General features: G+C 63.4%; 26 protein-coding genes and 1 other RNA gene. 15 read left to right on the top strand and 12 right to left on the bottom strand.

Annotated features, from left to right (window positions below):
* Positions 1-19: 19 nt before the first annotated feature.
* Complete coding sequence (locus F3W81_RS03395; protein ID WP_193082264.1) at positions 20-439, top strand: Fur family transcriptional regulator; 420 nt, start codon at positions 20-22, stop codon at positions 437-439.
* A gap of 219 nt (positions 440-658) precedes the next feature.
* Entirely contained in the window at positions 659-1,936 is a 1,278-nt protein-coding gene (gene eno, locus F3W81_RS03390) for a phosphopyruvate hydratase (protein WP_193082263.1), read from the top strand.
* Between the two features lie 220 nt (positions 1,937-2,156).
* On the opposite strand, the gene F3W81_RS03385 is transcribed toward eno, so the two are convergent.
* Complete coding sequence (locus F3W81_RS03385; protein WP_193082262.1) at positions 2,157-2,405, bottom strand: DUF2798 domain-containing protein; 249 nt, start codon at positions 2,403-2,405, stop codon at positions 2,157-2,159.
* A gap of 252 nt (positions 2,406-2,657) precedes the next feature.
* On the opposite strand from F3W81_RS03385, the gene F3W81_RS03380 reads away from it, so the two are divergent.
* Positions 2,658-3,098, top strand: a complete 441-nt coding sequence (locus F3W81_RS03380; protein WP_193082261.1) for a cupin domain-containing protein — start codon at positions 2,658-2,660, stop codon at positions 3,096-3,098.
* A gap of 576 nt (positions 3,099-3,674) precedes the next feature.
* Here the strand turns inward: F3W81_RS03380 and pgi are convergent.
* From pgi to F3W81_RS03360, 4 genes are all read right to left on the bottom strand, one after another.
* On the bottom strand, positions 3,675-5,279 hold the full coding sequence (gene pgi, locus F3W81_RS03375; RefSeq protein WP_193082260.1) for a glucose-6-phosphate isomerase: 1,605 nt from the start codon (positions 5,277-5,279) through the stop codon (positions 3,675-3,677).
* Positions 5,280-5,320: 41 nt separating this feature from the next.
* On the bottom strand, positions 5,321-5,992 hold the full coding sequence (gene pgl, locus F3W81_RS03370) for a 6-phosphogluconolactonase (protein WP_193082259.1): 672 nt from the start codon (positions 5,990-5,992) through the stop codon (positions 5,321-5,323).
* Entirely contained in the window at positions 5,989-7,446 is a 1,458-nt protein-coding gene (zwf, locus tag F3W81_RS03365) for a glucose-6-phosphate dehydrogenase (RefSeq protein ID WP_193082258.1), read from the bottom strand. The genes pgl and zwf overlap by 4 nt, the downstream gene beginning before the upstream one ends.
* 298 nt (positions 7,447-7,744) lie before the next feature.
* Positions 7,745-8,848, bottom strand: coding sequence for an anhydro-N-acetylmuramic acid kinase (locus F3W81_RS03360; RefSeq protein WP_226941832.1), 1,104 nt, complete (start codon positions 8,846-8,848; stop codon positions 7,745-7,747).
* 64 nt (positions 8,849-8,912) lie between these two features.
* Here F3W81_RS03360 and tyrS point away from each other — a divergent pair, with 64 nt between their 5' ends.
* From tyrS to F3W81_RS03310, 10 genes are all read left to right on the top strand, one after another.
* A complete protein-coding gene (gene tyrS / locus F3W81_RS03355) occupies positions 8,913-10,163 on the top strand; it encodes a tyrosine--tRNA ligase (protein ID WP_193082257.1) in 1,251 nt (416 codons plus the stop codon).
* A gap of 214 nt (positions 10,164-10,377) precedes the next feature.
* Positions 10,378-10,729, top strand: a transfer-messenger RNA (tmRNA) gene (gene ssrA, locus F3W81_RS03350).
* Between the two features lie 154 nt (positions 10,730-10,883).
* Complete coding sequence (locus F3W81_RS03345; protein WP_193082256.1) at positions 10,884-12,002, top strand: THUMP domain-containing class I SAM-dependent RNA methyltransferase; 1,119 nt, start codon at positions 10,884-10,886, stop codon at positions 12,000-12,002.
* A gap of 106 nt (positions 12,003-12,108) precedes the next feature.
* A complete protein-coding gene (gene chrA / locus F3W81_RS03340; protein ID WP_407692457.1) occupies positions 12,109-13,389 on the top strand; it encodes a chromate efflux transporter in 1,281 nt (426 codons plus the stop codon).
* Between the two features lie 113 nt (positions 13,390-13,502).
* On the top strand, positions 13,503-14,024 hold the full coding sequence (locus F3W81_RS03335) for an SspB family protein (protein WP_193082255.1): 522 nt from the start codon (positions 13,503-13,505) through the stop codon (positions 14,022-14,024).
* Between the two features lie 327 nt (positions 14,025-14,351).
* The gene (locus tag F3W81_RS03330; protein ID WP_193082254.1) at positions 14,352-14,909 is read left to right on the top strand and encodes a class I SAM-dependent methyltransferase; all 558 of its coding nucleotides are present in this window, start codon (positions 14,352-14,354) and stop codon (positions 14,907-14,909) included.
* 101 nt (positions 14,910-15,010) lie between these two features.
* Positions 15,011-16,405 (top strand): class II fumarate hydratase, encoded by a 1,395-nt coding sequence (fumC, locus tag F3W81_RS03325; RefSeq protein WP_193082253.1) that lies wholly within the window; start codon positions 15,011-15,013, stop codon positions 16,403-16,405.
* A gap of 111 nt (positions 16,406-16,516) precedes the next feature.
* On the top strand, positions 16,517-16,702 hold the full coding sequence (locus F3W81_RS03320) for a DUF4169 family protein (RefSeq protein ID WP_193082252.1): 186 nt from the start codon (positions 16,517-16,519) through the stop codon (positions 16,700-16,702).
* Positions 16,699-16,929 (top strand): ribbon-helix-helix domain-containing protein, encoded by a 231-nt coding sequence (locus F3W81_RS03315; protein ID WP_193082251.1) that lies wholly within the window; start codon positions 16,699-16,701, stop codon positions 16,927-16,929. The genes F3W81_RS03320 and F3W81_RS03315 overlap by 4 nt, the downstream gene beginning before the upstream one ends.
* The gene (locus tag F3W81_RS03310; protein ID WP_193082250.1) at positions 16,926-17,507 is read left to right on the top strand and encodes a nucleotidyltransferase family protein; all 582 of its coding nucleotides are present in this window, start codon (positions 16,926-16,928) and stop codon (positions 17,505-17,507) included. The genes F3W81_RS03315 and F3W81_RS03310 overlap by 4 nt, the downstream gene beginning before the upstream one ends.
* Positions 17,508-17,515: 8 nt before the next feature.
* Here the strand turns inward: F3W81_RS03310 and F3W81_RS03305 are convergent, their stop codons facing one another.
* The gene (locus tag F3W81_RS03305) at positions 17,516-18,874 is read right to left on the bottom strand and encodes a Hint domain-containing protein (protein WP_193082249.1); all 1,359 of its coding nucleotides are present in this window, start codon (positions 18,872-18,874) and stop codon (positions 17,516-17,518) included.
* A 609-nt stretch (positions 18,875-19,483) separates the two neighbouring features.
* Positions 19,484-21,931 carry a heavy metal translocating P-type ATPase gene (locus tag F3W81_RS03300; RefSeq protein WP_193082248.1) on the bottom strand — a complete coding sequence of 816 codons (2,448 nt, stop codon included), beginning with the start codon at positions 21,929-21,931 and terminating at the stop codon, positions 19,484-19,486.
* A 107-nt stretch (positions 21,932-22,038) separates the two neighbouring features.
* Here F3W81_RS03300 and cueR point away from each other — a divergent pair, with 107 nt between their 5' ends.
* Both cueR and F3W81_RS03290 read left to right on the top strand, forming a co-directional pair.
* Entirely contained in the window at positions 22,039-22,431 is a 393-nt protein-coding gene (gene cueR, locus F3W81_RS03295; protein ID WP_193082247.1) for a Cu(I)-responsive transcriptional regulator, read from the top strand.
* A gap of 15 nt (positions 22,432-22,446) precedes the next feature.
* Positions 22,447-22,752: an ATP-dependent Clp protease adaptor ClpS gene (locus F3W81_RS03290; RefSeq protein ID WP_193082246.1), complete on the top strand. Its 306-nt coding sequence runs from the start codon at positions 22,447-22,449 to the stop codon at positions 22,750-22,752.
* 4 nt (positions 22,753-22,756) lie between these two features.
* Here the strand turns inward: F3W81_RS03290 and F3W81_RS03285 are convergent, their stop codons facing one another.
* Genes F3W81_RS03285 through F3W81_RS03265 form a run of 5 tightly spaced genes read right to left on the bottom strand, consistent with a single transcriptional unit; the run spans position 22,757 to position 25,901 of the window.
* Positions 22,757-23,119, bottom strand: a complete 363-nt coding sequence (locus F3W81_RS03285) for a Na+/H+ antiporter subunit G (RefSeq protein WP_193082245.1) — start codon at positions 23,117-23,119, stop codon at positions 22,757-22,759.
* On the bottom strand, positions 23,116-23,385 hold the full coding sequence (locus F3W81_RS03280) for a K+/H+ antiporter subunit F (protein ID WP_193082244.1): 270 nt from the start codon (positions 23,383-23,385) through the stop codon (positions 23,116-23,118). Before F3W81_RS03280 ends, F3W81_RS03285 begins: the two co-directional genes overlap by 4 nt.
* Positions 23,382-23,885 (bottom strand): Na+/H+ antiporter subunit E, encoded by a 504-nt coding sequence (locus tag F3W81_RS03275; protein WP_193082243.1) that lies wholly within the window; start codon positions 23,883-23,885, stop codon positions 23,382-23,384. The genes F3W81_RS03280 and F3W81_RS03275 overlap by 4 nt, the downstream gene beginning before the upstream one ends.
* Before the next feature lies 1 nt (position 23,886).
* A complete protein-coding gene (locus tag F3W81_RS03270; RefSeq protein ID WP_193082242.1) occupies positions 23,887-25,542 on the bottom strand; it encodes a monovalent cation/H+ antiporter subunit D in 1,656 nt (551 codons plus the stop codon).
* On the bottom strand, positions 25,539-25,901 hold the full coding sequence (locus F3W81_RS03265) for a Na+/H+ antiporter subunit C (RefSeq protein ID WP_193082241.1): 363 nt from the start codon (positions 25,899-25,901) through the stop codon (positions 25,539-25,541). Before F3W81_RS03265 ends, F3W81_RS03270 begins: the two co-directional genes overlap by 4 nt.

Below are 25,901 nucleotides of genomic sequence, written 5' to 3'. Positions count from 1 at the left end.
GATCCGAACGGAATCCCGCATGGCCAAGACACATACGATCCTTGCGCGCTGCGAAGCCTGTGGCCTGCGCATGACCGAACAGCGCCGGGTGATATCCGACGTGCTGGACAAGGCGCGCGATCACCCCGACGTCGAAGAGCTGCACGCCCGCGCCAATGCCCGCGATCCGCGCATCTCGCTCGCCACGGTCTATCGCACCGTCAAGGCCTTCGAGAGCGCCGGCATCCTCGAAAAAGTTGACTTCGGCGATGGCCGCGCCCGCTATGAGGATGCCGAGCGCGATCACCACGACCACCTGATCGACATGACGACCGGCACAGTGATCGAATTCGTCGACCCCGAGATCGAGGCCCTGCAGGAAAAGATCGCCGCCAAGCTCGGCTACCGCCTGCAAGGGCACCGCCTTGAACTCTACGGCGTGCCGGTCAAGAAAGACTGATCTTCTTCTTGCCCTCCATACTCCGGGGGAATTGAGGCCGCAGGCCTCAAGGGGGCAGCGCCCCCAAACGCCGCGTCCGCGTCCTGAGCTGCCACAGACGGCCTCGCGCCCCGGTGTTTTTGCAGGTTAACGCAAACAGATGCACCCTGCCCCTTTCCTCAGTCCCCCCGACAGCCTAAGACTTCTGCAACAGCCCAACAGCAAAGGGAAAGCGCCCCAATGAGCACGATTATCGACATTTTCGCCCGCGAAATTCTGGACAGCCGTGGTAATCCGACGGTCGAGGTCGACGTGACCTTGGAGGACGGCACCATGGGCCGCGCCGCCGTGCCCTCGGGCGCCTCAACCGGCGTGCACGAAGCCGTTGAGCGCCGCGATGGCGACAAGAGCCGCTATATGGGCAAGGGCGTGCTTGAGGCCGTGGCCGCCGTAAACGGCGAGATTGCCGAAGAACTGCTCGGCTTCGAAGCCACCGATCAGGTCGGCATCGACATGTCGATGATCGAGCTTGATGGCACCGACAACAAGGGCCGCCTCGGCGCCAACGCGATCCTCGGTGTCTCGCTCGCCGTCGCCAAGGCCGCCGCCGAGTTCACCCAGCAGCCGCTGTTCCGCTATGTCGGCGGTACCTCGGCGCGTGTTCTGCCGGTGCCGATGATGAACATCATCAACGGCGGCGAACATGCCGACAACCCGATCGACATCCAGGAATTCATGATCATGCCGGTCGCTGCGGACAATATCCGCGACGCCGTGCGCATGGGCTCCGAGGTCTTCCACACGCTGAAAAAAGAGCTCTCCGCTGCAGGTATGTCGACCGGTCTCGGCGATGAAGGTGGCTTCGCGCCCGAGCTTGGGTCGACCACCGACGCGCTCGATTTCATTCTGAAATCCATCGAGAAGGCCGGCTACAAACCCGGTGAGGACATCTACCTCGCGCTCGATTGCGCCTCGACCGAGTACTACAAGAACGGCAAATACGAGATGAAGGGTGAGGGCAAGTCCCTGACCTCGCAGGAAAATGCCGACTACCTCAAGGCGCTTTGCGATGCCTATCCGATCATCTCGATCGAAGACGGCATGGCCGAGGATGACTGGGACGGCTGGAAGATGCTGACCGATCTTCTGGGCGACAAGGTGCAGCTGGTCGGCGACGATCTGTTCGTCACCAACCCCGCCCGTCTGAAAATGGGCATTGAGAAAGGCGTCGCCAACTCGATGCTGGTCAAGGTCAACCAGATCGGCACCCTGACCGAGACGCTGAAGGCCGTCGATATGGCGCACCGCGCCCGCTACACCAACGTGATGTCGCACCGCTCGGGCGAGACCGAGGACGCGACGATTGCCGACCTCGCCGTGGCGACCAACTGCGGCCAGATCAAGACCGGCTCGCTGGCGCGCTCTGACCGGCTGGCGAAGTACAACCAGCTGATCCGTATCGAGGAAATGCTGGGCGAGACGGCGGAATACGCCGGCCGCTCGATCCTGAAACGCTGATCTGTCTTTGCTGGATCTGACGTTGCGCCCCGCGGCCCATGACCGGGCCGCGGGGCGATTTTGTTTCGGTTGTTGCGTGATTTGCGGAAGAGGGCCGCGCTGGTGGCTGGGCTGGTACGGCGAGGCGCCCCAGCGGGCGGGATCTGTGGCGGAGGGCGGATGCCTCCGGCGGGAGTATGAAGCAAGAAGAAGGCCGCAGAGGGCCCCAGGGGGCCGCGCCTCAGGCTGGTGTTTTCAGCCGCAGAAGGCGCATCGTCAGTCCGGCGAGTTTGAAGGCCACCGGGCCGATGATCAGGGACAGGACGAACGCGACGGGCCAGGCGGTCAGCCAGCGTTGCATCCAGGTGGCGAACCAGCCTTCCGAGAAGCCGAAGGGCAGGATCGACATGGCGAAGGTCATCGACAGCGCCATCAGGCAGGAGATGAAGATCTGTGCGGTGATGAGGGTGGCTTTGGCATTGGTGGTCATGGCAGGCTCCGATAAGACAAGACAGGGGTTGGCCCGGCACAAAGCGTGCCAAGGCTATGAGGGTCACAACTGCCGTGGGTTCGGAAAATCGACTAGCTACCGTGCTTTGCACAGTGACCGGGATAACCAACCGGTCGTTCGTTTTTCGGCTTTAGCGGTATAGCCTGCCTGCTTGCCCTGCGTCAAGCGCACCAGAGCAAACCAGTTAACCTATGATTGCATAGCCTGTGCCAACAGAAAGATGGAACCCACATGACCGCTGACGACATCATCGCCCTTCTGGATCTTCAGCCGCATCCTGAGGGCGGCCATTTCCGCCAGACCTGGATCGCCGGAGCCACTGAAGCCCGCCCGGCCGGGACCTGCATCTATTTCCTGCTGCGCGAGGGCGAGGCCAGCCATTGGCACGCCGTCGACAGCACGGAGATCTGGCATCACTACGCCGGAGCCGAGGTTGAACTGCGTCTGTCGGACACCACAGAGGGGCCCTATGCCGCGCATCGCCTTGGTCCGGATCTGGCCAGTGGGGCGCGTCCTCAGGTCATCGTGCCGGTGCATCACTGGCAGGCGGCGCGCGCCATGGGGGGCTGGGCGCTGGTTGGCTGCACTGTCTCGCCCGCTTTCGATTTCGCCGGGTTCACGCTGGCCCCTGACGATTTCGATATTCCGGGGCCGCGCGACGCCAGCATTTGAAGGCGTCGGCGGGTGTGAATTTCCGCCTGTCAGAAAAATCTGAAAAAAGATGTGGCGCGATGAAACTTTGTCGCGCGGCTTGTCGTGGATAGATCCGAAGACAGCGTTCAGGACACTGTCGGGCATGTCAGTGCAAGCTGGCCTGCCACAGTCGCGAGGGCGGACCCATCGGTGATGGGAGCCGAGCACATCAGGGACGGCCCCCCGTAGCCGGCCCCCGTTTGTGCCCACGCCCCTGCAGAGGCCGCATCCCCGGCCCTTGCAGGGTGCGGCCCGCGCTGGCGCAGTGTCCTGTCTTCTTGTGCGAGTGATGTTGTGTGGAGCCGTATCAGTCTGTCGAGTTTGTGACGAGTAACCTGTTGCGTTGTTAACGAGTGGCTCCCCACTCATCCCCCGGTGGGGCGCCGGCGACTGCGTTCGGTCGCTTCGGCGTCCTGTGTTCGCCGGGGGATGAGCCTCCTGCCGTCGGGACGGGTTTCCCACGTTACCGTGTCGGCGGGCAGGCAGGAAAAGAGGCGGGGCATTGCCCCGCCTCTTGCGTTTCATGACCGGCTTTTTTCGCGGTATGGCGCGTGTTTAGCGGGCGCTTTGAATGGCGGCGATCAGGCCGGCGGTCGAGCCGTCCTTGTCCGCGCTGCTCTGATCGCCCGACAGGATCGGGGCGAGTTTCAGTGCCAGTTCCTTGCCCAGCTCCACGCCCCACTGATCAAAGGAGTTGATGCCGAGGATGACACCTTCGACAAAGACCCGGTGTTCATAAAGCGCGATGATCTGGCCCAGCACGAAGGCGGTGAGCTGGGGGTAGAGCAACGTCGTCGAGGGGCGGTTGCCCGGAAAGACACGGTGCGCGGCCTGCCGCGAGAGTTCCTCGCCGGTGAAGCCCTTGTCTGACATCAGGGCGGTGGCCTCCTCCAGCGAACGGCCAAGCATCAGCGCTTCGGATTGCGCCAGGCAGTTGGCGAGCAGCAGATCGTGCTGGTGCGCAAGGTCTGGTTCATGGCCTTTGATCCCGGCCATGAATTCGCAGGGCACGACGCGGGTGCCCTGGTGGATCAGCTGGTAGAAGGCGTGCTGGCCGTTGGTGCCGGGCTCTCCCCAGACGACGGGGCCGGAGTGCACCGGCAGATCGGAGCCGTCCATGGAAACGCGCTTGCCGTTGCTCTCCATCTCGAGTTGCTGGAGGTAGGCGGGCAGCCGCAACAGGCGCTGCTCGTAGGGCAGCACGGCGCGGGTGGCGTAGCCGAGGCCCTGGTTGTGCCAGATACCCGTGAGGGCCAGCAGCACCGGCAGGTTGTCGGCCAGCGGGGCGTCGCGGAAGTGGTGATCCATCGCCTGCGCACCGCTGAGCAATTCGCGGAAGGTTGCGGGCCCGGTGGCGAGCATCACCGACAGGCCAATCGGCCCCCAGAGAGAATAGCGCCCACCGACCCAATCCTCGAACCCGAAAACGCGGCACGGATCGATGCCCCATTGCGTCGTCTTCTCGAGGTTGGAGCTGAGGGCGGCGAATTGCGCGCCGGTGTCCGAGACCTGCTGCGCCATCCATTTGCGGGCGGTTTCCGCATTGGTCATCGTCTCGATGGTGGTAAAGGTCTTGGAGGCGACGATCACCAGAGTCGTCGACGGATCAAGGCCTTGCAGCGCGTCGTGAATGTGCGCTCCGTCGACGTTGGAGACGTAGTGGATGCGTGGGCCGTCGCGGTACGGGCTGAGCGCGATATCGAGCATGACCGGGCCGAGATCAGAGCCGCCGATGCCGATGTTGACCACATCGGTGATCGCGCCGCCCTGACCGGTAAAGCGCCCCTCGCGCAGGTCGTCGGCAAAGGCCTCCATCCGCGCGAGGGTGTCGAGGACGCCGGGCATCACGTCTTCGCCGTCCACCATCACTGGCGTGGCGTCGAGGTTGCGCAGCGCGGTGTGCAGCACGGCGCGGCCTTCGGTGTCGTTGATCTTTTCGCCCCCGAACATCGCCGCGCGCTTGCCCGCCAGGTCAGCATTCTCGCACAGCTCAAGCAGCGCAGCCATGACATCGGCGTCGATATTGGTTTTGGAGTAGTCGAACAGCAGACCCTCCGCGCGGGCCGAGAAGGTCTGGAAGCGCGCGGAATCCTCGTTGAAGAGACTGAGGATCGGGCGATCCCGCAGGCTGTCAGCAAGGCCAGTCAGCTTTTCCCACATCTATCAAAATCCTTTTAGGTCATATAATTGCACGTCGAAGCTTATTCAGCCCAATGGACGGTCGCATCGGCCAGAACGGCTGCGATCGGGGCCTCTTCGGGGCTGAGGGTACGGGCGCGTTCCAGCACCTCACGCTTTTCAGCGCCGGTGATCACCACATGGGTGGACAGCGCGCCGCGCAGGTAGCGGGCGGTGATGGTGATGCGCGGCTCGGCGGCGGCATCGGCCCGCATCGGCAGCAGGATCGGTGCATCGGCGGCCAGCGCCTCGGTCAGGCGATCCGCGCCTGGAAAGATCGAGGCGGTGTGCATGTCGGCGCCCATGCCCAGCACCAGCACGTTGATCGGCAGATGCGGGCGCAGCGCCTCGGACAGCGCATCCAGCGCCTCTTCGGGGCGCTCGGTATCGGCATAGAGCGGCAGCATGGTCGCGGCGGCCGCGTGCCCTCTCAGCAGTCGCTGACGCAGCAGCGCGGTGTTGGAGCGCGGGCTGCTTTCGGGCACCCAGCGTTCATCATTCAGCACCACGTCGACACGGTCCCAATCCAGCTTGACCGCCGTCAGGGCATCAAAGATCGGCCCCGGCGTGGTGCCGCCGGGCACGCAGAACGTGACGCGTTCATCATGGCGCAGGGCCGCGCCAAGATCAGAGGCGATACGGTCTGCCAGGCTCATCGCCAGCATGTCGCGGTCGGGGTATTCGACGAAATTCATGTGCGGATCTCCCTCCAGCGGCGTCCGTCGCGGTGCATCAGCATCAGCGCTTCTTCCGGCCCGGTCGAGCCGCTCTCATAGGTTTTCGGCTTGTCGCCGCGGTCTTCCCAGCCCTCGATCATCGGGTCGGCCCAGGCCCATGCGGCCTCGACCTCATCCCCGCGCATGAACAGGGTCTGGTTGCCCCGGATCACGTCCATGATCAGCCGCTCATAGGCATCGGGCACGTCCTCGGCATCGGGGCCAAGGGCATCGGCAAAGGTCATGTCGAGGGGGACATCCACCAGACGCATGCCGCCGGGACCGGGTTCCTTGATCGTCACGCCCAGTTCCATGCCCTCGTTCGGTTGCAGGCGGATGGTCAGGATATTGCGATGATTGCCGGATTCAGGGCCAAAGATCGAGTGCGGGGTTTCCTTGAACACCACGGCAATCTCCGAAGTGCGCGCCTTGAGGCGTTTGCCGGTGCGCATGTAGAACGGCGTGCCAGCCCATCTCCAGTTGGAGATCTTCACTTTCATGGCGATATAGCTCTCGGTCAGGCTGGAGGTGTCGCCCACATCCTGCAGATAACTTTCCTTCTCCGGCCCGTCGGCAAGGTACTGGCCACGCACGAGGTCATCCTGCGGCACCGGATCAAGGGCGCGGATCACCTTCAGCTTTTCATCACGCACCGCAGCGGGGTCGAATTTCGCCGGCGGCTCCATCGCGATCAGGCAGAGCAGCTGCATCAGGTGGTTCTGCACCATGTCGCGCATCGCGCCGGATTTGTCGTAGTATTCGCCCCTGCCCCCGACACCGACGGTTTCCGAGACGGTGATCTGGATGTGGTCGATATATTGCGAATTCCATAGCGGTTCGAACAGCATGTTGCCAAAGCGCACAGCCATAAGGTTCTGCACGGTTTCTTTGCCGAGGTAGTGGTCGATGCGATAGATCTGGCTCTCATCGAAGTGCTGCGCCAGCCCGGCGTTCAGCACCTTTGCCGAGGCAAGATCGCGCCCAAAGGGTTTTTCGACCACGATGCGCGTATCGGAATCGGCCATGCCGTGTTCATGCAACCGTTCGGCCAGCGCGCCAAACAGGCTGGGTGCGACCGAGAAATAGAACGCACGGATGCGCTTTTCCTCAACTTTTTCGGCCAGTTCTGCCCAGCCATCGGTGCCGAGCGCGTCAATCTGCACATAGTCGATATGGGTCAGGAAAGACTCGAGCGTGCCATCTTCGCAATGGGTGCCGCCGTTGAATTCACGGATCGATTCGGTGACGAAATCACGGAATTCCTGGGTGGAGTGGTCCGAACGGGCGGCGCCAATGATACGGGACTTGCCCTCCATCTGGCCGGCACAAAAGCGCCGGAACAGCGCTGGCAGGATCTTGCGGCGGGCGAGATCGCCGGTGCCGCCGAAAATGACGAGGTCGAATTCATCGACGGGAATCACGCGAGAGACCATCAAAGCTCCTTTCCGCAGGGGCAACGGACCGCGGCCCGTGGGGTTTGCCCTTATTCTGGTGCCGGTTTCAGGGAAGCCGGCTGTTCAGCAGCACATTAGCAGAAGACAGCCCCACCACAATGCCGGGCGTTAGCGTTAACAGCGCAGTTTTGACCGGCTGTCGGTTCCCGGTCACGCGCCCCGGATCATCTCGATCCCGTGACGCGGCGCAAGGGGCTGGACGTGATCGTGGCGCGCCGGCCCACTGTTTGCGGGCCATCGCCGCTTCTTGCGCCGCTGGGACGGGCGCGGATCAGGGTCACGGATGGCTGATCACACCGCCACAGGTGGGCTGGCCGACGCCGGTGGTCGTGGCGCAAGACGTCGGCAGGCCCCGCAGCACCCGCACCGCCAGATAGGCAAAGGCCTGCGCCTCCAGCATGTCGCCATCCAGGCCATGCGCCTCGACCGGCTCGACCGGACAGGACAGCGCGGCGCGCAGCATCGCCATCATCACCGGGTTGCGACGCCCGCCGCCAGTGACCAGAAGGCGCTCTGGCGGAGTCGGCAGCTGCGCGATGCCCTGCAGCACGGACTGCACCGCCATCGCCGTCAGGGTGGCCGCCGCATCCGCGTCCTCAAGATGGGCCACGCGACCCAGAAGATCGCCGAAGTCGTTGCGATCCAAGGACTTCGGCGGCAGTCTTGCGAAATAGGCCTCAGTCATGAAGGCGTTCAGCACGGCCTGATCGATGCGGCCCTGTGCGGCAAGTCCTGCATCCTCGTCATAGGCCAGCCCCCGGCGCGCCTGCATCAGATCGTTGATCGGCGCATTGGCGGGCCCGGTGTCAAAGGACAGCAAGGCGCCGGGCGCCTCCGGGGCGGCGACAGAGGGATCGACCCAGGTCAGATTGCCGACGCCGCCAAGGTTGAGAAAGGCCAGAGGCGCCCCGGCCCCCATCCAGCGCGCACATGCATGGTGAAAGAACGGCGCCAAAGGCGCACCCTCGCCGCCCGCCGCGACGTCGGCCGTGCGGAAATCCCAGACCACCGGCCGACCAAGACGCCCGGCCAGCGCCGCGCCATCCCCCAGCTGATGGGTGCCACGCCCGGCGGGCTCATGCGCCAGGGTCTGGCCATGAAAGCCGACCAGCGCGATATCCTCAAAGCCTGAGAGCACCTCCGCATGGCTCTGCATCACCACCTCCTGCGCCGCCTCCAGCCCCGGCCCCGGCCAGCGCCCGAGCACGCCTGTCAGCACGGCCCGCTCAGCCTCGCTATAGCTGCGATAGGCGCTTGGCCCGAAGGCATGAATCGCGGCGCCGTCGGTCTCGATCACCGCCGCATCGACGCCATCCAGCGACGTGCCCGACATCGCCCCGAGCGCGCGGACCACGCCCGCCAGCCCCTCACCGTCCATCATGGCCTTTTCCTTTGTTCTGCTCAGGTCTATAGAGTGCCGCGCAACCTATTAAGGGACAAGAGCCATGACCTACACCCCCAAGTCGGACTTCCTCGCGACCGTTCAGGCGCGCGGTTTCATCGCCGACTGCACCGATTATCAAAGCCTTGACGAGGCGATGGTGAAGGGGGTCGTGCCCGGCTATATCGGCTATGACGCGACGGCGGCCTCGCTGCACGTCGGCCACCTGATGAACATCATGCTGCTGCGCTGGTTCCAGAAGCTCGGCGGCAAGCCGATCACCCTGATGGGCGGCGGCACCACCAAGGTCGGCGACCCCAGCTTTCGCTCGGACGAACGCCCGCTGCTGGACGCCCAGCAGATCGACGCCAATATCGACGGCATGGGCCGCGTCTTTGCGCGCTACCTCGACTACGGCGACAGCCCCAGCGGCGCGCTGATGCTGAACAACGCCGAATGGCTGGACGGGCTGAACTACCTCGATTTCCTGCGCGACATCGGGCGGCATTTCAGCGTCAACCGCATGCTCAGCTTCGAGAGCGTCAAGTCGCGCCTCGACCGCGAGCAATCGCTCAGCTTCCTCGAATTCAACTACATGATCCTGCAAGCCTACGACTTCCTTGAGCTGAACCGCCGCTACGGCTGCCTGGTGCAGATGGGCGGATCAGACCAATGGGGCAATATCGTCAACGGGATCGACCTGACCCGCCGTGTCATCGACAAGCAGATCTACGGCCTGACCACCCCGCTGCTGACCACCAGCGACGGGCGCAAGATGGGCAAGTCGGCCAATGGCGCGACCTGGCTGAACGATCAGATGATGTCGCCCTACGAGTTCTGGCAATTCTGGCGCAACACCACGGATGACGATGTCGGCCGCTTCCTAAAGCTCTACACAGAGCTGCCGCTGGACGAATGCAACCGCCTCGGCGCGCTCGGCGGCTCCGAGATCAATGCAGCAAAGATCATCCTGGCCAACGAAGTCACGATGCTGCTGCACGGCACCGAGGCCGCCCAGACAGCAGAGGCAACCGCCCGCGAGGTTTTCGAAAACGGCGGCGTCGGGGACGACCTCCCCACCCTCGACCTGACGGCGGAGGAGATCGGCAGCGGCATCTCGATCGTGCAGCTGATGGTGCGCGCCGGCCTCGTCGCCTCCGGCAAGGAGGCCAAGCGCCTGATCGCGGACAACGGCGCCCGCCTCGACGACGCCCCCCTGACCGACGCAGGCCTCGTGCTCGACGCGGCCGCCCTCGCCACGCCCATCAAGCTCTCCGCTGGCCGCAAACGCCATGCACTGGTGCGCCTGGCCTGATCCCAAAGCGCAGGCCGCAACACCTCGCGGCCTGCCCGTCATCTTGCCGAAAATACTTCAGGGGGTGAACTGGCCGGCAGGCCAGTGAGGGGGACAGCGTCCCCCTTTGCCCCGCCCGCGGCATGCGTCAGACGATCGCTGATCGCAATTTCGACGCGCCCGAGCATGCGCTGCGCAGGCGCCGCGATGCAGGAACGAAAAAACCTGCGATTTCCCCCTTTGAATCCGCCGCGTCCCGTCCTATATCAACGTTGTCCCTTCGGGGACTATGGACATAAACGCGCTCGTAATAAGCGGCTCGGACCCGGGGGCGGTACCCGGCGACTCCACCAAACATCCTTTCATTTGGGATCATGGGGTCGAAATAGGATCGACGAACGTCTAAAGGGGTTATGCTTTGTCTCGGCTGTCTGCCACCGTTACCGGCGAAAAAAGTACAATTGCAAATGACAATCGTGCTCCGATGGCTCTGGCCGCGTAAGCGGTTCGAGTGATCGAAACCTAAGTCCTTGCGTTTAGCGACGTAAGGCGGGGTTCGCAGGTACCTGGCAACAGAAACCTGCACTTCATTTCCTTACTCGGTCAGGGGACGCTGTCCCCTCTTGCGCCTGCGGCGCAATTCACCCCTGGAATATGAGAGCAAGAAGAAGCCTGATTGGCGTCGCTCACTCGGTGAATTTTGACCTCGCCGCCTGCCGTGATTGTCGATATCACGCGGCTATGACAGCTCCTTTTGAAATTTTCCTCTCCTCCGCACCCGGGCTCGAAGACGTGCTACGCGAAGAGGCCGTGGCCAATGGCTTTGCCCATGCCGTCGTCGTGCCCGGCGGTGTCACCTTCAAGGGCCACTGGACCACGGTCTGGCGCGCCAATCTGGTGATGCGGGGCGCCGGGCGTGTGCTGGCGCGTATAGGCTCTTTTCCCGCTTATCACCTCGCTGAGCTCGACAAGAAAGCGCGCGCCTTTCCCTGGGGGGAAACGCTGCGCGCCGATGTTCCTCTGCGCGTCGAGGTCACGGCCTCACAACGCTCCAAGATCTATCACGCCGGCGCCGCGCAGCAGCGCATCGAAACCGCTCTGGTCGAAGAGTTCGGCGCGGTGATCGACAAGACCGCCGATCTTGTGCTGCGGGCGCGGATCGAGAAGGACATCGTCACCTTCAGTATCGACACCTCGGGCGAGAGTTTGCACAAACGCGGCCACAAACCCGCTGTCGGCAAGGCGCCGATGCGCGAGACTCTGGCGGCGCTGTTTCTGCGCCAGTGCGGCTATGACGGCAGCCAGGCGGTGGTCGATCCGATGTGCGGTTCGGGCACCTTCGTGCTGGAGGCGGCCGAGATGGCCGCCGGTCTGATGCCGGGGCGCTCGCGCCGCTTCGCCTTTGAGGATCTGGCCAGTTTCAACGCCGATCGCTGGGCCGACATGAAGGCCGCCTGCCCGGCCCCGCGCAGCGATCTGCCACAGTTTCAGGGCAGCGACCGCGACCCCGGCGCCATCCGCATGAGCCGTGGCAATGCCGAGGCGGCGGGGCTGGGCGCCGCGATTGATTTCCAGAATGTCTCGGTCGCGGATCTGACACCGCCCGAGGGCGCGGAGCCCGGCATCGTCATGGTGAACCCGCCTTACGGAGAGCGGATAGGCAATCGCAAGCTGCTGTTCTCGGTGCATGCGACGCTCGGCACGGTTCTGAAGACGCGGTTTTCAGGCTGGCGTGTCGGCATTGTCACCAGTGATCCGCAGCTGGCGCAGGCCACCGGGCTGTCCTTTCTTGCGCCGGGCGCGCCGGTCGCCCATGGCGGTCTGCGGGTCAAGCTGTACCAGACCGCTGCGTTACGCTGAGCCGCCCTGCAAACAGGGTTGACCACCCCCCCGGCAGCCGCAAAGGATGCGCCGCAGGTCGGGCGCCGTAAAAGATCCGCAAGCGACCCAAAGCCGAGGAGCCGCCATGCAAAACCCGACGCCTCAGGGGAATCCGCCGTCTTTGGCTGCCATGTTCGCAGCCTTTGGACGCATTGGCGTGGTCAGTTTTGGCGGACCGGCGGCTCAAGTTTCCGTGATGCATGATGAGCTTGTCGCCCGGCGGGCCTGGATCGGCGAGCAGAGCTTTCTCGGCGCGCTGAGCTTTTGCATGTTGCTGCCCGGCCCCGAGGCGATGCAGCTGGCAACCTATTGCGGCTGGCTGCTGCGCGGCGTCGCGGGAGGGCTGCTGGCCGGGTTGCTCTTCGTCATTCCCGGCGCTTTGGTGATTGGCGCGCTGGCGATCCTCTATGTCGAATGGGGCGCTGTGCCACTAGTGCAGCAGGCATTTCTGGGCATCAAGGCGCTGGTCGTGATGATCGTGCTGCAGGCGCTGATACGACTGTCGAACAAGGCGCTGAACGGACGCGAGGGGTTTGCACTGGCGACACTGGCCTTTCTGGCGATCTTTGCCATCGGCCTGCCGTTTCCGCTGATCGTGCTGGGAGCAGGCCTCTGGGGTTATTTGCGCAATGCGAGCGGGGCGGCAGCGCCGGTGCCGCCTGACACCTCCGCCCCGCCGCCGCTGCGCCGGACCATGGGCATGGTAGCGATTTGGGGCACCCTGTGGGCGGCCCCGACGCTGACGCTCTGGCTGGTGGGGTCGGATTTTCTGGCCGAGCTTGGGTTTTTCTTTTCAAAACTGGCCGTTATCAGCTTTGGCGGCGCCTATGCCCTGCTGGCCTGGATGACGCAGACCGTGGTGCAGGATCATGCCTGGCTGAGCGCCGAGCAGATGATCGATGCCCTCGGTCTGGCCGAGACGACGCCGGGGCCGCTGATTCTGGTGACGCAGTTTGTCGGCATGCTGGCCGCAGCGCTGCGCCATGGGCCGATTTATGGCGCGGGCGCGGGTGTGCTGGTGCTCTGGGTCACCTTCGTGCCGTGTTTCCTGTGGATTTTCGCCTTTGCGCCCTATGTCGAGCGGCTGCTGACCCAGCCCCGCCTGGCCGCCGCCCTGCGCGCCATCACCGCCGCCGTCGTCGGCATCATCGCCAATCTGGCGGTGTGGTTCACGCTGCATGTGGTGTTCGACGTGGTGCAAACCTATCACGCCCTGCCCTGGCCGGTCCTGGCCAGCGTGCAGCCCATTGCGCTGGTGCTGCTGGTGATCGCGGGGGCGCTGATATTCGCGCTGCGCCTTGGCCTGTTGCCTGCGCTGGCCTGCATGGCGCTGGCCGGTCTGGCTCTGGGGCGCTGGATGGCCTGACCCGGCGGTGACCCCGCCGTTCCAACACCCGCCGATCCGACAGAAATTTCCGGCAGCGACCTTTCGTTTTGGATCGAATCCCCTATGCTCACCCGAAAGAAGCGGAAGACACCATGCCTCGCACAATCGACTACGGCAATCTCATGCATCGCGCGATGCGCAGCCTCATTCAGGAGGTCCTGACGGACATCGCCGACAACGGCCTGCCCGGCGCGCATCATTTCTTCATCACCTTCGACACCACCCATCCGGAGGCCGAGCTGGCCGACTGGTTGAAGGAACGCTATCCGCACGAAATGACGGTGGTGATCCAGCACTGGTTCGACAATCTTGAGGTCACCGACCATGGCTTTGCCGTGACGCTGAACTTCGGGGATGCGCCGGAACGGATGACCGTGCCCTTCGATTCCATCCAGACCTTTGTCGACCCCTCGGTCGAATTCGGCCTGCGCTTTGAAACGCAGGGCGGCGCGGAAGATGAGGATGACGATCTGATGGACGGCGAAGACGATCCGACCCCACCGGAGCCGCCCCGCCCCCTGCGCGACCGCTCGAAGAAAGACGGCCCCCGGAAAAACGACAAGCGCCCGGGTCAGGATGCCGAGGTCGTGAGTCTGGACAAGTTCCGCAAGTAAGCGGCGCTCTCTGCTCTGCCACATCCCCCTGTGTGCCCCTCGGCGTTCAGGGGGTTTTCATGTCCGGCTTGCTGAGTCGGCGCGCGCTGAGGCTCAATCGTGCCGCCCGTTTTTCAGGCCCTTTTCCGCCCGGCAAAACCCGATCAGAAACGCCGAACCGCGCCCGCGACCATCGGTCGGAACGCCCTGCTCTCATCCTAGACTGCCACAGCTAGAGCGCTGATTTCGGTGAATTTTTTGTAAATTCAGCACGACGCCCCTGTGCGCCTTACCGTTTTGCTGCGTATGACTTTGCCCAAAGTGACAAGTGCAAGGGAGGCGACCAAGGTGGCCAGCGATTTTACCGTGTTCCTCGGGCAGATGATGCGCAATCCGATGGAGGTGTCGGCGATTGCGCCCTCCTCCGCCGCCGTCGCGCGCAAGATGACAGAGGGCGTCGAAGATGTCGTCGGACCGATCCTTGAGATCGGGCCCGGCACCGGATCCTTCACCCGCGCCATGCTGGAGCGTGGCGTCGCGCCAGAGCGGCTGATCCTGATGGAGCTGAACCCGCGCTTTTGCGAAGAGCTGAGGCGCAAGTTTCCCGGTGTCCGCGTGCTGAACCAGCCGGCGCAGGACATCGAGCAGATCGGCGTCAGCAACCTTGGCTGCGTGATCTCGGGCGTGCCGGTGCTGGCCCGGCCCCAGATCCAGCGCGAAGTGGTGGGACGCGCCTTCAACGTGATGGCCCCCGACGGGTTCTTCGCCCAGATCACCTATAGCCCCAATGCGCCGATTCCGCCGGAGGTGCAGGCCGAAATGGGCCTCACCGCGCGCAAACGTGGCACCGTCTGGGCCAATCTTCCCCCGGCCCGTGTGTTCGAGTTTCGCCGCGCAACGCATTGAGGCGGGTCAGGCTTTGCGCGTGCGACTGTTGGCGCGAACGGCATTGAAACCGGGGCGAGATACGGTATGACGTTCGCAAGATCCATTGGGAGAGCTGATTTATGACCAATACCCGCACCGAAACCGACAGCTTCGGCCCGCTAGAGGTTCCTGCTGACAAATATTGGGGCGCGCAGACTCAGCGCTCGATCATGAACTTTCCCATTGGTTGGGAAAAGCAGCCGGTGCCGATCATTCGCGCCCTCGGCGTGGTCAAGAAAGCCTGCGCTCAGGCGAACCTGACCCTCGGCGATATCGACCAGCAGATCGGTGACGCAATCATCGCCGCCGCGACCGAAGTGATCGACGGCAAGTTCGACGACAACTTCCCGCTGGTGGTCTGGCAGACCGGCTCGGGCACGCAGTCGAACATGAACGCGAACGAGGTGATCTCGAACCGCGCGATCGAAATGATGGGCGGCGTGATGGGCAGCAAGAAGCCCGTGCACCCGAACGACCATTGCAACATGGGTCAGTCCTCCAACGATACCTTCCCGACCGCCATGCACGTCGGCATTGCCATGCAGGCGCGTGACATCTTGCTGCCGGGCCTTCGCAAGCTGCAGGCCGCGCTGGCGGCGAAGTCGGAAGAGTTCAAGGATATCATCAAGATCGGCCGCACCCACACGCAGGATGCCACCCCGCTGACGCTGGGCCAGGAATTCGGCGGCTATGCGCATCAGGTCAAGAAAGCGATCGAGCGCGTCGAATCCTGCCTGCCCGACATCTATGAGCTGGCGCAGGGCGGCACCGCTGTCGGCACCGGGCTCAACACGAAAAAAGGCTGGGGCGAGATGGTCGCGGCGAACATGGCCGAAATCACCGGCCTGCCCTTCGTCACCGCGCCGAACAAGTTCGAAGCCCTCGCGGCCCATGACGCGATGGTCATGTTCTCGGGCGCGCTGAAGTCTGTTGCGGCCTCGCTGTTCAAGATCGCCAACGACATGCGTCTGCTCGGCTCCGGCCCGCGTTCGGGTCTGGGCGAGCTGATCCTGCCGGAGAACGAGCCGGGGTCGTCGATCATGCCGGGCAAGGTCAACCCGACGCAGGCGGAGGCTCTGACGATGGTCTGCGCGCACGTCATGGGCAATGACGCCGCCGTCGGCATCGCTGGCAGCCAGGGCCATTTTGAGCTGAACGTCTACAACCCGATGATGTCCTACAACGTGCTGCAATCCATGCAGCTTTTGGGCGACAGCGCCTCGGCCTTCACAGACAACATGGTCGTCGGCACGCAGGCCAACGTGGAGCGGATCGACAAGCTGATGAAAGAGTCGCTGATGCTGGTGACAGCGCTGGCGCCGACCATCGGCTATGACAACGCCACCAAGGTCGCCAAGACCGCGCATAAGAACGGCACCACGCTGAAGGAAGAGGCCATCGCGCTCGGCTTCGTCGACGCCGAAACCTTTGACCGCGTCGTGCGGCCCGAAGACATGATCGGCCCGAAAGACTGATCTCTAAGTTTCTTTTATATCACGGGGGCGGCGCCGGTTTTTTCGGCGTCGCCCTTTTTGTTTCCGCCGGGTGTTCTTGCCGGACGCGCGGCGCAGTGGCAGAGTGGCAGGATGAGCAAAGTCACCAACCTGAACCAGTTTCGCAAGTCCCGTGCCCGCGATGAAAAGCGCGCCAAGGGCGATGCCAATGCCGCCCGTTTCGGGCGCAGCAAGGCCGAGCGGACGCTGGAGGAAGAGCGCGCCCGTCTGGAAAGCGCACGCCTTGAGGGCCACAAGCTGGACGGCCCCGAGGAATGAGCGGTCGCCCGAAGAAACGCTCTCTCACGCTGCGGGGCCATCGCACCAGCGTGTCTCTGGAGGATGCCTTCTGGCAGGAGTTTCGCAGGATAGCTGCGGACAAAGACACTGCAATCAATGCGATGGCTGCCGAAATTGACGCAAAGCGCGAACTTGATGTCGGCCTCGCCTCTGCCATCCGGTTGTTTGTGCTTGAGGATCTGAAGGCGAAGGTCGCAGCGGAATGATCGCCATTCTGGTTCTGGCCGCCGGTGCCTCATCTCGGATGCGCGGAGGCGACAAGCTGCGCGAACAGATCGACGGCGAGAGCCTGCTGCGCCTCATGTGCAAGCGCGCGCTGGCGGCAGATCTGGGGCCGGTGCTCGTGACCCTGCCCTCAGCCGATCATCCGCGCCTCGCGGAATTGGCAGAGCTGCAGGTTCAGCCGGTTTTCGTGGACGATGCCTCTGAAGGTATGGCTGCCTCGATCCGTGCCGGGGTGGCGGCGCTGCCGCCGGGACTGTCCGGCGTGATGATCCTGCCCGCGGATATGCCTGACCTGACGACGCAGGACCTGCGGACCCTTGCGCACGTTACCCCGCAGGGGCGCATCGGGCGCGGGGCAAGCGGAGCGAAGCCGGGCCATCCGGTGCTGTTTCCCGACGCTCTCTTCCCCGACCTGCAAAAGATAAGCGGCGATCAGGGCGCCCGCCCGGTGATCGCCGCCCATCACGCGCGTCTGGATCTGGTGCCCCTGCCAGACCGCCATGCCCTGACCGATCTGGATACGCCCGAAGCCTGGGCCGACTGGCGTGCCCTGCGCTGAGCGCAAGCTCAGGCGAAGATACCGTTTCCGGCACGCAGCACCTTGACCTCGTGATGCTTCAGGCTGCGCCGGGCCGAAGAATACTGCGCCAGATGCTCGGCCTCGACCAGCTCGGGGAAGAGTTGGTAGACCTCGCTGCGCTGCTCCTCCGCCAGACCCTTCATCGAATAATCACCGGGTTGGAAGCTCTCGCTCCAGGCACCATTGGCCAGGATCACCTCATGCTGATCGAACAGCAGGTGAATGTAGGTGACCTGCGCCTGATCAAGGCGTTCGACCCCCGGCATGCCGACCAGATGTTTCGCGGCGATCAGCACTTCGCTTTCCTCATAGAGCAGTGAGGCGCGGTCAGACCGGATCAGCATCCGGTGGTTCGGGCTGACGGTCAGGTCGCGGTCCGGCAGCCCCCGGCCAAGCGCCCCGGCGCGGATCCGCACCGGCCGCAGATGCGGCGCCATGGCCAGCTCCGCCGCGTTCAACCTGCGCGTGCCGATCCAGTGCAATTGCTGCATGCCATTGTCACGAGTGATCACCCGGGCGCCGGGACGCAGCTGTTCGACCGGAACCTCGCCCTTGATCGTGGCGATCAGAGTGCCCGGCGCAAAGCAGATCACGACGGGTTCGGTGCGAATGACCTCGATATTCTTGTAAGTGATCCTCCCCAGCTCCTGCCCCCAGCCGGTCTTGAGTAGGATGCGGCCGCTTTCCGACTGCGGATTGCCCTGTTCATAGATGATCTGCAGGTCGGGATATTTCGCAGTATATTGGCTGAGATCGAGCACGTCCTGATCGGTATTGTCACAATCCTCGCCGCCATCGACATAGAGATTGTTCAGGTTCGAGCCGTCCGCAATCACGGTAAAGGTGTCGCTGCCCTGCTCGCCGTACAGCTCATCCTGATTGCCGTTGGAGGACAGCGTGTCGTCACCGTCGCCGCCAAACAGGATGTCGACGCCCTTGTTCCAGGCCGTGTCGCCGCCGTTGAGAACATCATTGCCGGCACCGCCATACAGCGTGTCCTGGCCCTGCCCACCGTCGAGTGTATCGTCGCCGGATTCGCCATAAATCAGGTCTTCGCCGTCGCCGCCGTGCAGATCATCATTGCCAGCCCCGGCGATGATCGTGTCACGCGACTCGCCGCCGTCGATGTAGTCATCGCCGTTGCCGCCGTAGAGGCGATCTTCACCACCTTGGCCGTAAAGCGAGTCATCGCCGTCCTTGCCATAGATATTGTCGCGGCCATTTCCGCCAAAGATCTGATCGTTGCCGTTGCCGCCGACCAGCGTTTCGTCGCGGTCTGTCCCCTGAAGTGTCTTGCCAGACTGGCTGCCACCAGAAGATCCCGAACCGGAAGTACCACTACTCATCAATCATCCCTCGGAGTGTTCCGACACATCGCTTCGTTCCGTTGCGATGCTGCAGTCGACCCCAAATTTACACACAATCGCCGCGCCAGAGCGTCCAGACACGGCAAGACAAAATCGCCATTGAGGAGATTAACACACGTAAATTATTAAAATTCAATTACCGGAGTTACATGTTGGTTAAGGATTGAGCGTCACGCCATAATACTTATGGATGATTGCGACTGCCCGTCTCCCTCCGCGGTCAGATATGGCGACACTAACGCCAGCTCGCCATTGGTATATGGATATGCAACGTACTGATAAATATTGAGGAAATAACTGAGCGGACCCGGATGACAGTTAAATTTTTGATCTAATTAACTAAAAAGGAAACCGCTTCATAGGCCATGTGCGATTAACAATTATGGACCAAATAATCAGATTTATGGTTAATGCCGGGAGCAGAATTTTCACAAGTTTCCCCCGCAATGGAAATACCAGATTCTGGGTAGGATCGCGTTATGTCGGATCATCCGACGCGATATGCAGATTGGAAATAGACGCGAAACGGCAAACACTTATGGGACGTTCCTCTGGTCAAAGCCCTCTGACCAGAGGAGGCCTCATGCCTTACAGACGTGTTCCGCGCAGCCGCAGAGCGTTGCCGATCACCGAGACGGAGGACAGGCTCATCGCGGCGGCCGCGACGATGGGCGACATCAGGATGCCGAACATCGGATAGAGGATGCCCGCCGCGATCGGCACCCCGGCGGTGTTGTAGATGAAGGCAAAGAACAGGTTCTGACGGATGTTGCGCATGGTGGCGACCGCCAGATGCCGGGCGCGCAGGATGCCCCCCAGATCGCCTTTGACAAGCGTGATGCCCGCGCTTTCAACCGCGACATCGGCGCCCGTGCCCATGGCGATGCCAACGTCGGCCGCAGCCAGTGCCGGCGCATCATTGACGCCATCCCCGGCCATCGCGACCGAGCGCCCTTCGCCCTGAAGGCGCGTGACGAGGGCGTTCTTGTCCTCGGGGCTGAGGCCCGCGTGCACTTCGTCGATGCCCAGCGTTTTCGCTACGACCCGCGCCGTGGCCTCGGCGTCGCCAGTGGCCATGACGATCCGCAGACCGGCATCATGCAGGCCGCGTATCGCCTCGGGCGTGGTCTTCTTGATCGCGTCGGCCACAGCAACAAGGCCTGCCAAGTGGCCGTCGATGCTGACAAACATCGCAGTCTTCCCCTCAGCCTGAAGCGCGTCGACACGATCCGACAGCGCCTGCGTGGACACCGAAAGCTGCTGCATCAGCGCCGCATTGCCCAGGGCAACCTGCGCCCCGTCCACCGTGCCGGTCACGCCCTTGCCGGTAACGGCATCGAAATCCTGCGCCTCGGCACGGGGCGCGTCACGCTCTTCAGCGCCTTTCACGATGGCTTCGGCGAGAGGGTGCTCGGACCCCCGCTCAAGCGCAGCAGCAAGCGACAGCAGACGGCTGGCATCCCCGCCCGCGACCGGTTCGACGTCGGTCAGGCTGGGGCGGCCTTCGGTCAGCGTGCCGGTCTTGTCGACGATCAGGACATCGACCTTGGAGAACCGCTCCAGCGCTTCGGCGTCGCGGATCAGCACACCGGCATGGGCACCGCGCCCGGTGGCGACCATGATCGACATCGGCGTGGCCAGTCCAAGGGCGCAGGGACAGGCGATGATTAGCACCGACACAGCTGCAACAAAGGCATAGGACAGAACGGGTTGCGGGCCGAAGATTACCCAAAGCATGAAGGCAAGGATGGCCGAGCCGACCACCGCAGGCACAAAGTAGTTGGCGACGCGATCCGCCATCGCCTGGATCGGCGCACGCGAACGTTGCGCCTTGGCGACCATGGCGACAATGCGCGACAAGGTGGTCTCGGCACCAACCGCTCCGGCCTGCATGACGAAGCTGCCGGTCTTGTTCAGGGTGCCACCGGTGACCGTATCGCCTGCGGTTTTCTCGACCGGAACAGGCTCGCCCGTGATCATGCTTTCATCGACGGAGGACCGGCCCTCGGTCAGCGTGCCATCCACAGGCACGGCCTCACCCGGGCGCACCCGCAGCGTGTCACCGGAGCGGAGCTGGTCGAGGGGGACATCCTCCTCCTGCCCGTCTTTCACGCGACGCGCGGTTTTCGGGGCCAGATCCATCAGCGCACGGATCGCATCACCGGTCTTTTCGCGGGCCGCAAGCTCCATCACCTGACCGATCAGCACGAGGACGAGGATGACGGCGCTGGCCTCAAAATACACCGGCGTCATCCCCATGTCGTCGCGCATCGCCGCCGGAAACAGACCAGGGGCCAGCAGTGACACCAGCGAGAACAGATAGGCCGCGCCCGTCCCGATCGCGATCAGGGTCCACATGTTGGGCGAGCGGTTGGTGATCGAGGCCCAGCCGCGCTTGAAGAACGGCCAGCAGATCAGCACCACCGGCGTGGCCAGCGCGAATTGCAACCAGCCGAACAGCGTGTGTCCGATCCAGTCGGCAAAAGGCACGCCGATATGCGCGCCCATTTCCAGCACGAAGACAGCCAGCGCCAGCGGGCCGGTGATCCGAAGGCGGCGTTTGAAATCAACGTATTCGGGGTTGGGACCAGAGTCGGCGGAGGGCGTCATCGGCTCCAGCGCCATGCCGCATTTCGGGCAGTCGCCGGGGTGGTCCTGTACGATCTCGGGGTGCATCGGACAGGTGTATTCGGTGCCCGCCGGTTGCGGCGCGGCCTGCGGCAGCTCTCCGCTGTATGCATCGGGATCGGCGTCGAATTTGTGCTGACAGCCGGCCGAGCAGAAATAGACGCGCTGGCCCTCATGTTTGCTCATGTAGGGCGCATTGGCGCGGTTCACCGTCATGCCGCAGACCGGATCGCGGGCGGTCAAATAGGCCTCCGGGTCGGCCAGGAACTTGGTCCGGCATCCTTCGGAACAGAAGTGATAGTGCTGGCCATCAAGGTCAGCCTCGGGCTTTCCCTTGCTGGGATCGACCGTCATGCCACAGACGGGATCGCGCAGGAGTGTTTCGGTTTTTTCTGGGGTGTCGCGCATGACTGCCTCCTGACAGGTCTTGGAGAATCATCTTGGACACCACACATAGGGCTTCCAGTGACTGGAAGGTCAAGGGATTTGCCCGAAAGAGTTTCAGGAGACAGGATATGAACATCGGCGATGTGGCGGCGGCCAGCGGCCTGCCCGCGAAAACCATCCGGTATTATGAGGATATCGGGCTGATTGCGCCCCGACGCGGCGAAAACGGCTATCGCACCTTTGACGAGAAAGACCTGCACAAGCTGAACTTTGTCGCCCGCTCCCGTTCGCTCGGGTTTTCCACCGAGGATTGCCGCGCCCTGCTGGAGCTCTACGATGATCGCAGCCGCGCCAGCGCAGATGTGCGCGCCGTAGCCGAGGCGAATCTGGAAAAGGTCGCCGCCAAGATTGCCGAGCTGCAGGCGATGCAGAAGACCCTGACGACGCTGGTGCACCGCTGCCATGGCGACGCACGCCCCGACTGCCCGATCCTTGAGGATCTGGCGGCCCCGGCTGCCTGAGAAAGGACAGATCCGATGCCAAACGTGATTACCGACCGCAAGACCACCACCGCGACCCGCACCGAGCGGCCGCGTCTCTATAAGGTGATCCTGCTCAACGATGACTTCACGCCGCGCGAATTTGTCGTGCAGGTGCTGCGACGGGTGTTTCGCATAACCGAAGCGGAATCCGACGTGGTGATGATGACCGCGCACCAGCGCGGCGCCTGCGTCGTCGCCGTCTTCACCCGTGAGGTGGCCGAGATGAAGGTACAGCAGGCCAATGATCTGGGCCGCGAACACGGCTACCCGCTGGCCTTCACCTCTGAAAAGGAGGAGTGACGCCTCACTCCTCCGGCAGGGCTTTCGCCTTGGTCGCCCAGATGCTGTCGGCGGGCGGCGGTGGCAGCTCCTGCCCCAGCTTGCCCTTGTGGATATGCACCTTGGCGATGAAATAGGCCGACACAGGCGCGGTGACGAACAGGAAGGCCGCGATCAACAGCTCATGCAGCGATCCCTGGCCGACGGCAAAGCTATAGACCATCGACGCCAGCAGGATGCCCCCGACGCCCAGCGTACCGGCCTTGGTGGGGGCATGCAGGCGCGACATCGGCAGGTTCAGCTTGACCAAACCGAACGAGCCGATCAGCGTGAACAGCGATCCGATGACGATCAGAGCGGTGATGAGGATTTCGGCAATCTGGCTCATTCGATGATATCCGCCCGAAGGACAAAGCGCGCATAGGCGACGGTTGAGACAAATCCGAGCATGGCGATGATCAGTGCCGCCTCGAAATAGATCTGGGTCTGACCGGCCATGCCCATCACGATGATCAACGCCACCGCATTGACCGACATGGTATCCAGCGCCAGCACGCGGTCGCCGATCCCGGGGCCCCGGGCCAGCCGCCACATCGCCATGACCAGCGACAGGCCCACGCAGGCGAAGGCGAAATAGAGCGCATAGGTGATCATTCGAAAATCTCCTTCAGTCGACGTTCGTAGCGGTTCTTGATGTCATCGCGCACGGCGTCCGGGTCCGGCGCATCCAGCGCATGCACCAGCAGGGAATGCCCCTCGTCCGACAGATCCGCCGAAACGGTGCCGGGCGTCAGGGTGATGGTGCCGGCCAGCATCGCAATCGCCTCGGGCGTACGGATATCCAGCGGAATGGTGACCCAGTTGGGCTTCATCTTGGCATTGCTCTTGAACACCACGATCAGCGCCACTTGCACGTTGGCGACAAGGATATCCCAGATCACCAGCAGGACGTAAAACCCCAGCTTGACCGGGCGCTTCAGCAACGGACGGCGCGGCCAGTAGGCGGCCGTGACGATGGGAATGATGGTGCCGAGGATCAGCCCGAAAACCACCGTACCAAGGCTAAGGTAATTGCTCAGCAGGCACCACACGACCACCAGAAGCAGGGTCAGCAGCGGGTGCGGGAACACGCGGTGAAACAGCTTTACAGGCATCTCAGTGCTCCTTCTCGCCCATGGCAGGGGGTTCGGCGTGGTCGGCGTCCGCCGAGTGGTCTTCGCCGTCCGCGCCATGGCTGTCCTTGATCGCGCGGCCCGGAGTCTCCAGCACCAGCGAGATATAGGGGGCCGTGTCAAACAGCTGGTCAGCCGTGGCCGAGAGCTGGCGCTGGATCGGCCCGGCAAAGACGGTGATGGCGACAAGGCAGGCCAGCAGGCCACCGATGGCGATCACCGGCAAAGCGGGCACGGCCTCGGTCGGATCGCGCAGCTCATGTTCGGCCTGATCATCTTCGGGATCGTCGGCGCAATAGGGGTCGCCCTCGATCGCGTGGCTTTTCCAGAACAGCGTGCTGCCCGCGCGGGCAAAGCCGACGACCGCAACAAGGCTGGAGCCGAGGACAACCGCCCAGACCCACCAAACAAGAGGTGAGTCAAAGGTCGCCTCCAGGATCATAAGCTTGCCGACAAAGCCCGACAGCGGCGGCAGGCCCGCCATGGCAATCGCCGCGGCAAAGAACATGCCCGCAATCAGCGCGCCCCCCGCAATCGGAGCCTCAGCCTGCAGAGCGACGCTGTTCTGGGCCCGCCGGGTGCGCACCACGTCGACGATCAGGAACAGCGCGGCCGTCGCGAAGGTCGAGTTCAGCGCATAATAGAGCGCAGCGGTGATGCCCGCATGGGTGAAGACAGCCACAGCCGCCATCAGCATCCCCATCGAGCCGATCACCGAAAACGCCACCAGCCGGTCCAGCTGACGTGCCGCCAGAACCCCGATCATGCCGAGCGCCAGTGTCAGCAGCGCCGCCGGCAGCAGCCATGTGTCAAACAGGCCTTGGGTGATCGTCAGCTCGGGCGGGAAAACCAGCGTGAAGAAGCGGATGATCGCATAGGCGCCGACCTTGGTCATGATGGCAAACAGCGCCGCGACTGGCGCGGGCGCCGTGGCATAGGCCGAGGGCAGCCAGAAGTGCAGCGGCAGGATCGCGGCCTTGATCGCGAAGACCATCAGCAGCAACACCGCACCAACCCGCAGCCCCGCCGTGTGATCGGCGGGCAGTGCTGCGATACGCTGTGCGAGGTCGGCCATGTTCAGCGTCCCCGTCTCGGCATAGATTGTGCCGAGCGCGAACAGGAACAGGGTGGAGCCGAGCAGGTTGAACACCACATACTGCACACCGACACGAAACCGATCCGCGCCACCGGCATGGATCATCAGCCCGTAGGAGGCAATCAGCAGCACCTCGAAGAAGACGAACAGGTTGAACGCATCCCCCGTCAGGAACGCCCCCATGATGCCCATCACCTGAAACTGGAACAGCGCGTGGAAATGCTTGCCACGTTTGTCCCAGCCCGAGCCGATGGCATAGAGCAGCACCAGCACCGCCAGAATGGCCGTCAGCAGCACGAACAGCGTCGACAGACGGTCCCCCACCAGCACGATGCCAAAGGGCGCCGCCCAGTTGCCGAGCTGGTAGAGCGTCATCGTGCCATCCGAAGCGCCATAGAACAGACCCGCGGCAATCCCCAGCAGGGCCACCATGGAAGCCATTGAAAAGACACGCTCAAGCGTCATGTGATGCCGCAGCACCAGCACGTTGAAGGCGGCCATCATGGCCGGCAGGACGATCGGGGTAATGATCCAGTGGGTCATGCGCCGCCCTCGCCTTTGTCACTTGTCGTCAGCCCCTCGGGGAGGTCATCGACATGGTCGTCGTTTGAACTGAGGTAGGCGCCAAGGGCGATCATCACCACCACAGCCGTCATCCCGAAGGAAATCACGATGGCGGTCAGCACCAGCGCCTGCGGCAGCGGATCGGTATAGCTCAGCGCGTCGTCAGACAGGATCGGCGGACGGTTGACCACCAGCCGCCCCGTCGCGAACAGGAACACGTTCACTGCATAGCTGAGCAGCGAGGTGCCCAGGATCACCGGAAAGGTGCGCAGACGCAGCACGAGGTAGACCCCCGCGACGGTCAGCACACCGATTGAGCTTGCAACCAGAAACTCCAT

Origin of the sequence: Pseudooceanicola spongiae (genome assembly GCF_014899185.1) — a bacterium.
In the GTDB taxonomy this organism is placed as follows: domain Bacteria; phylum Pseudomonadota; class Alphaproteobacteria; order Rhodobacterales; family Rhodobacteraceae; genus Pseudooceanicola; species Pseudooceanicola spongiae.
This window is presented reverse-complemented; position numbering and strand designations above follow the sequence as displayed.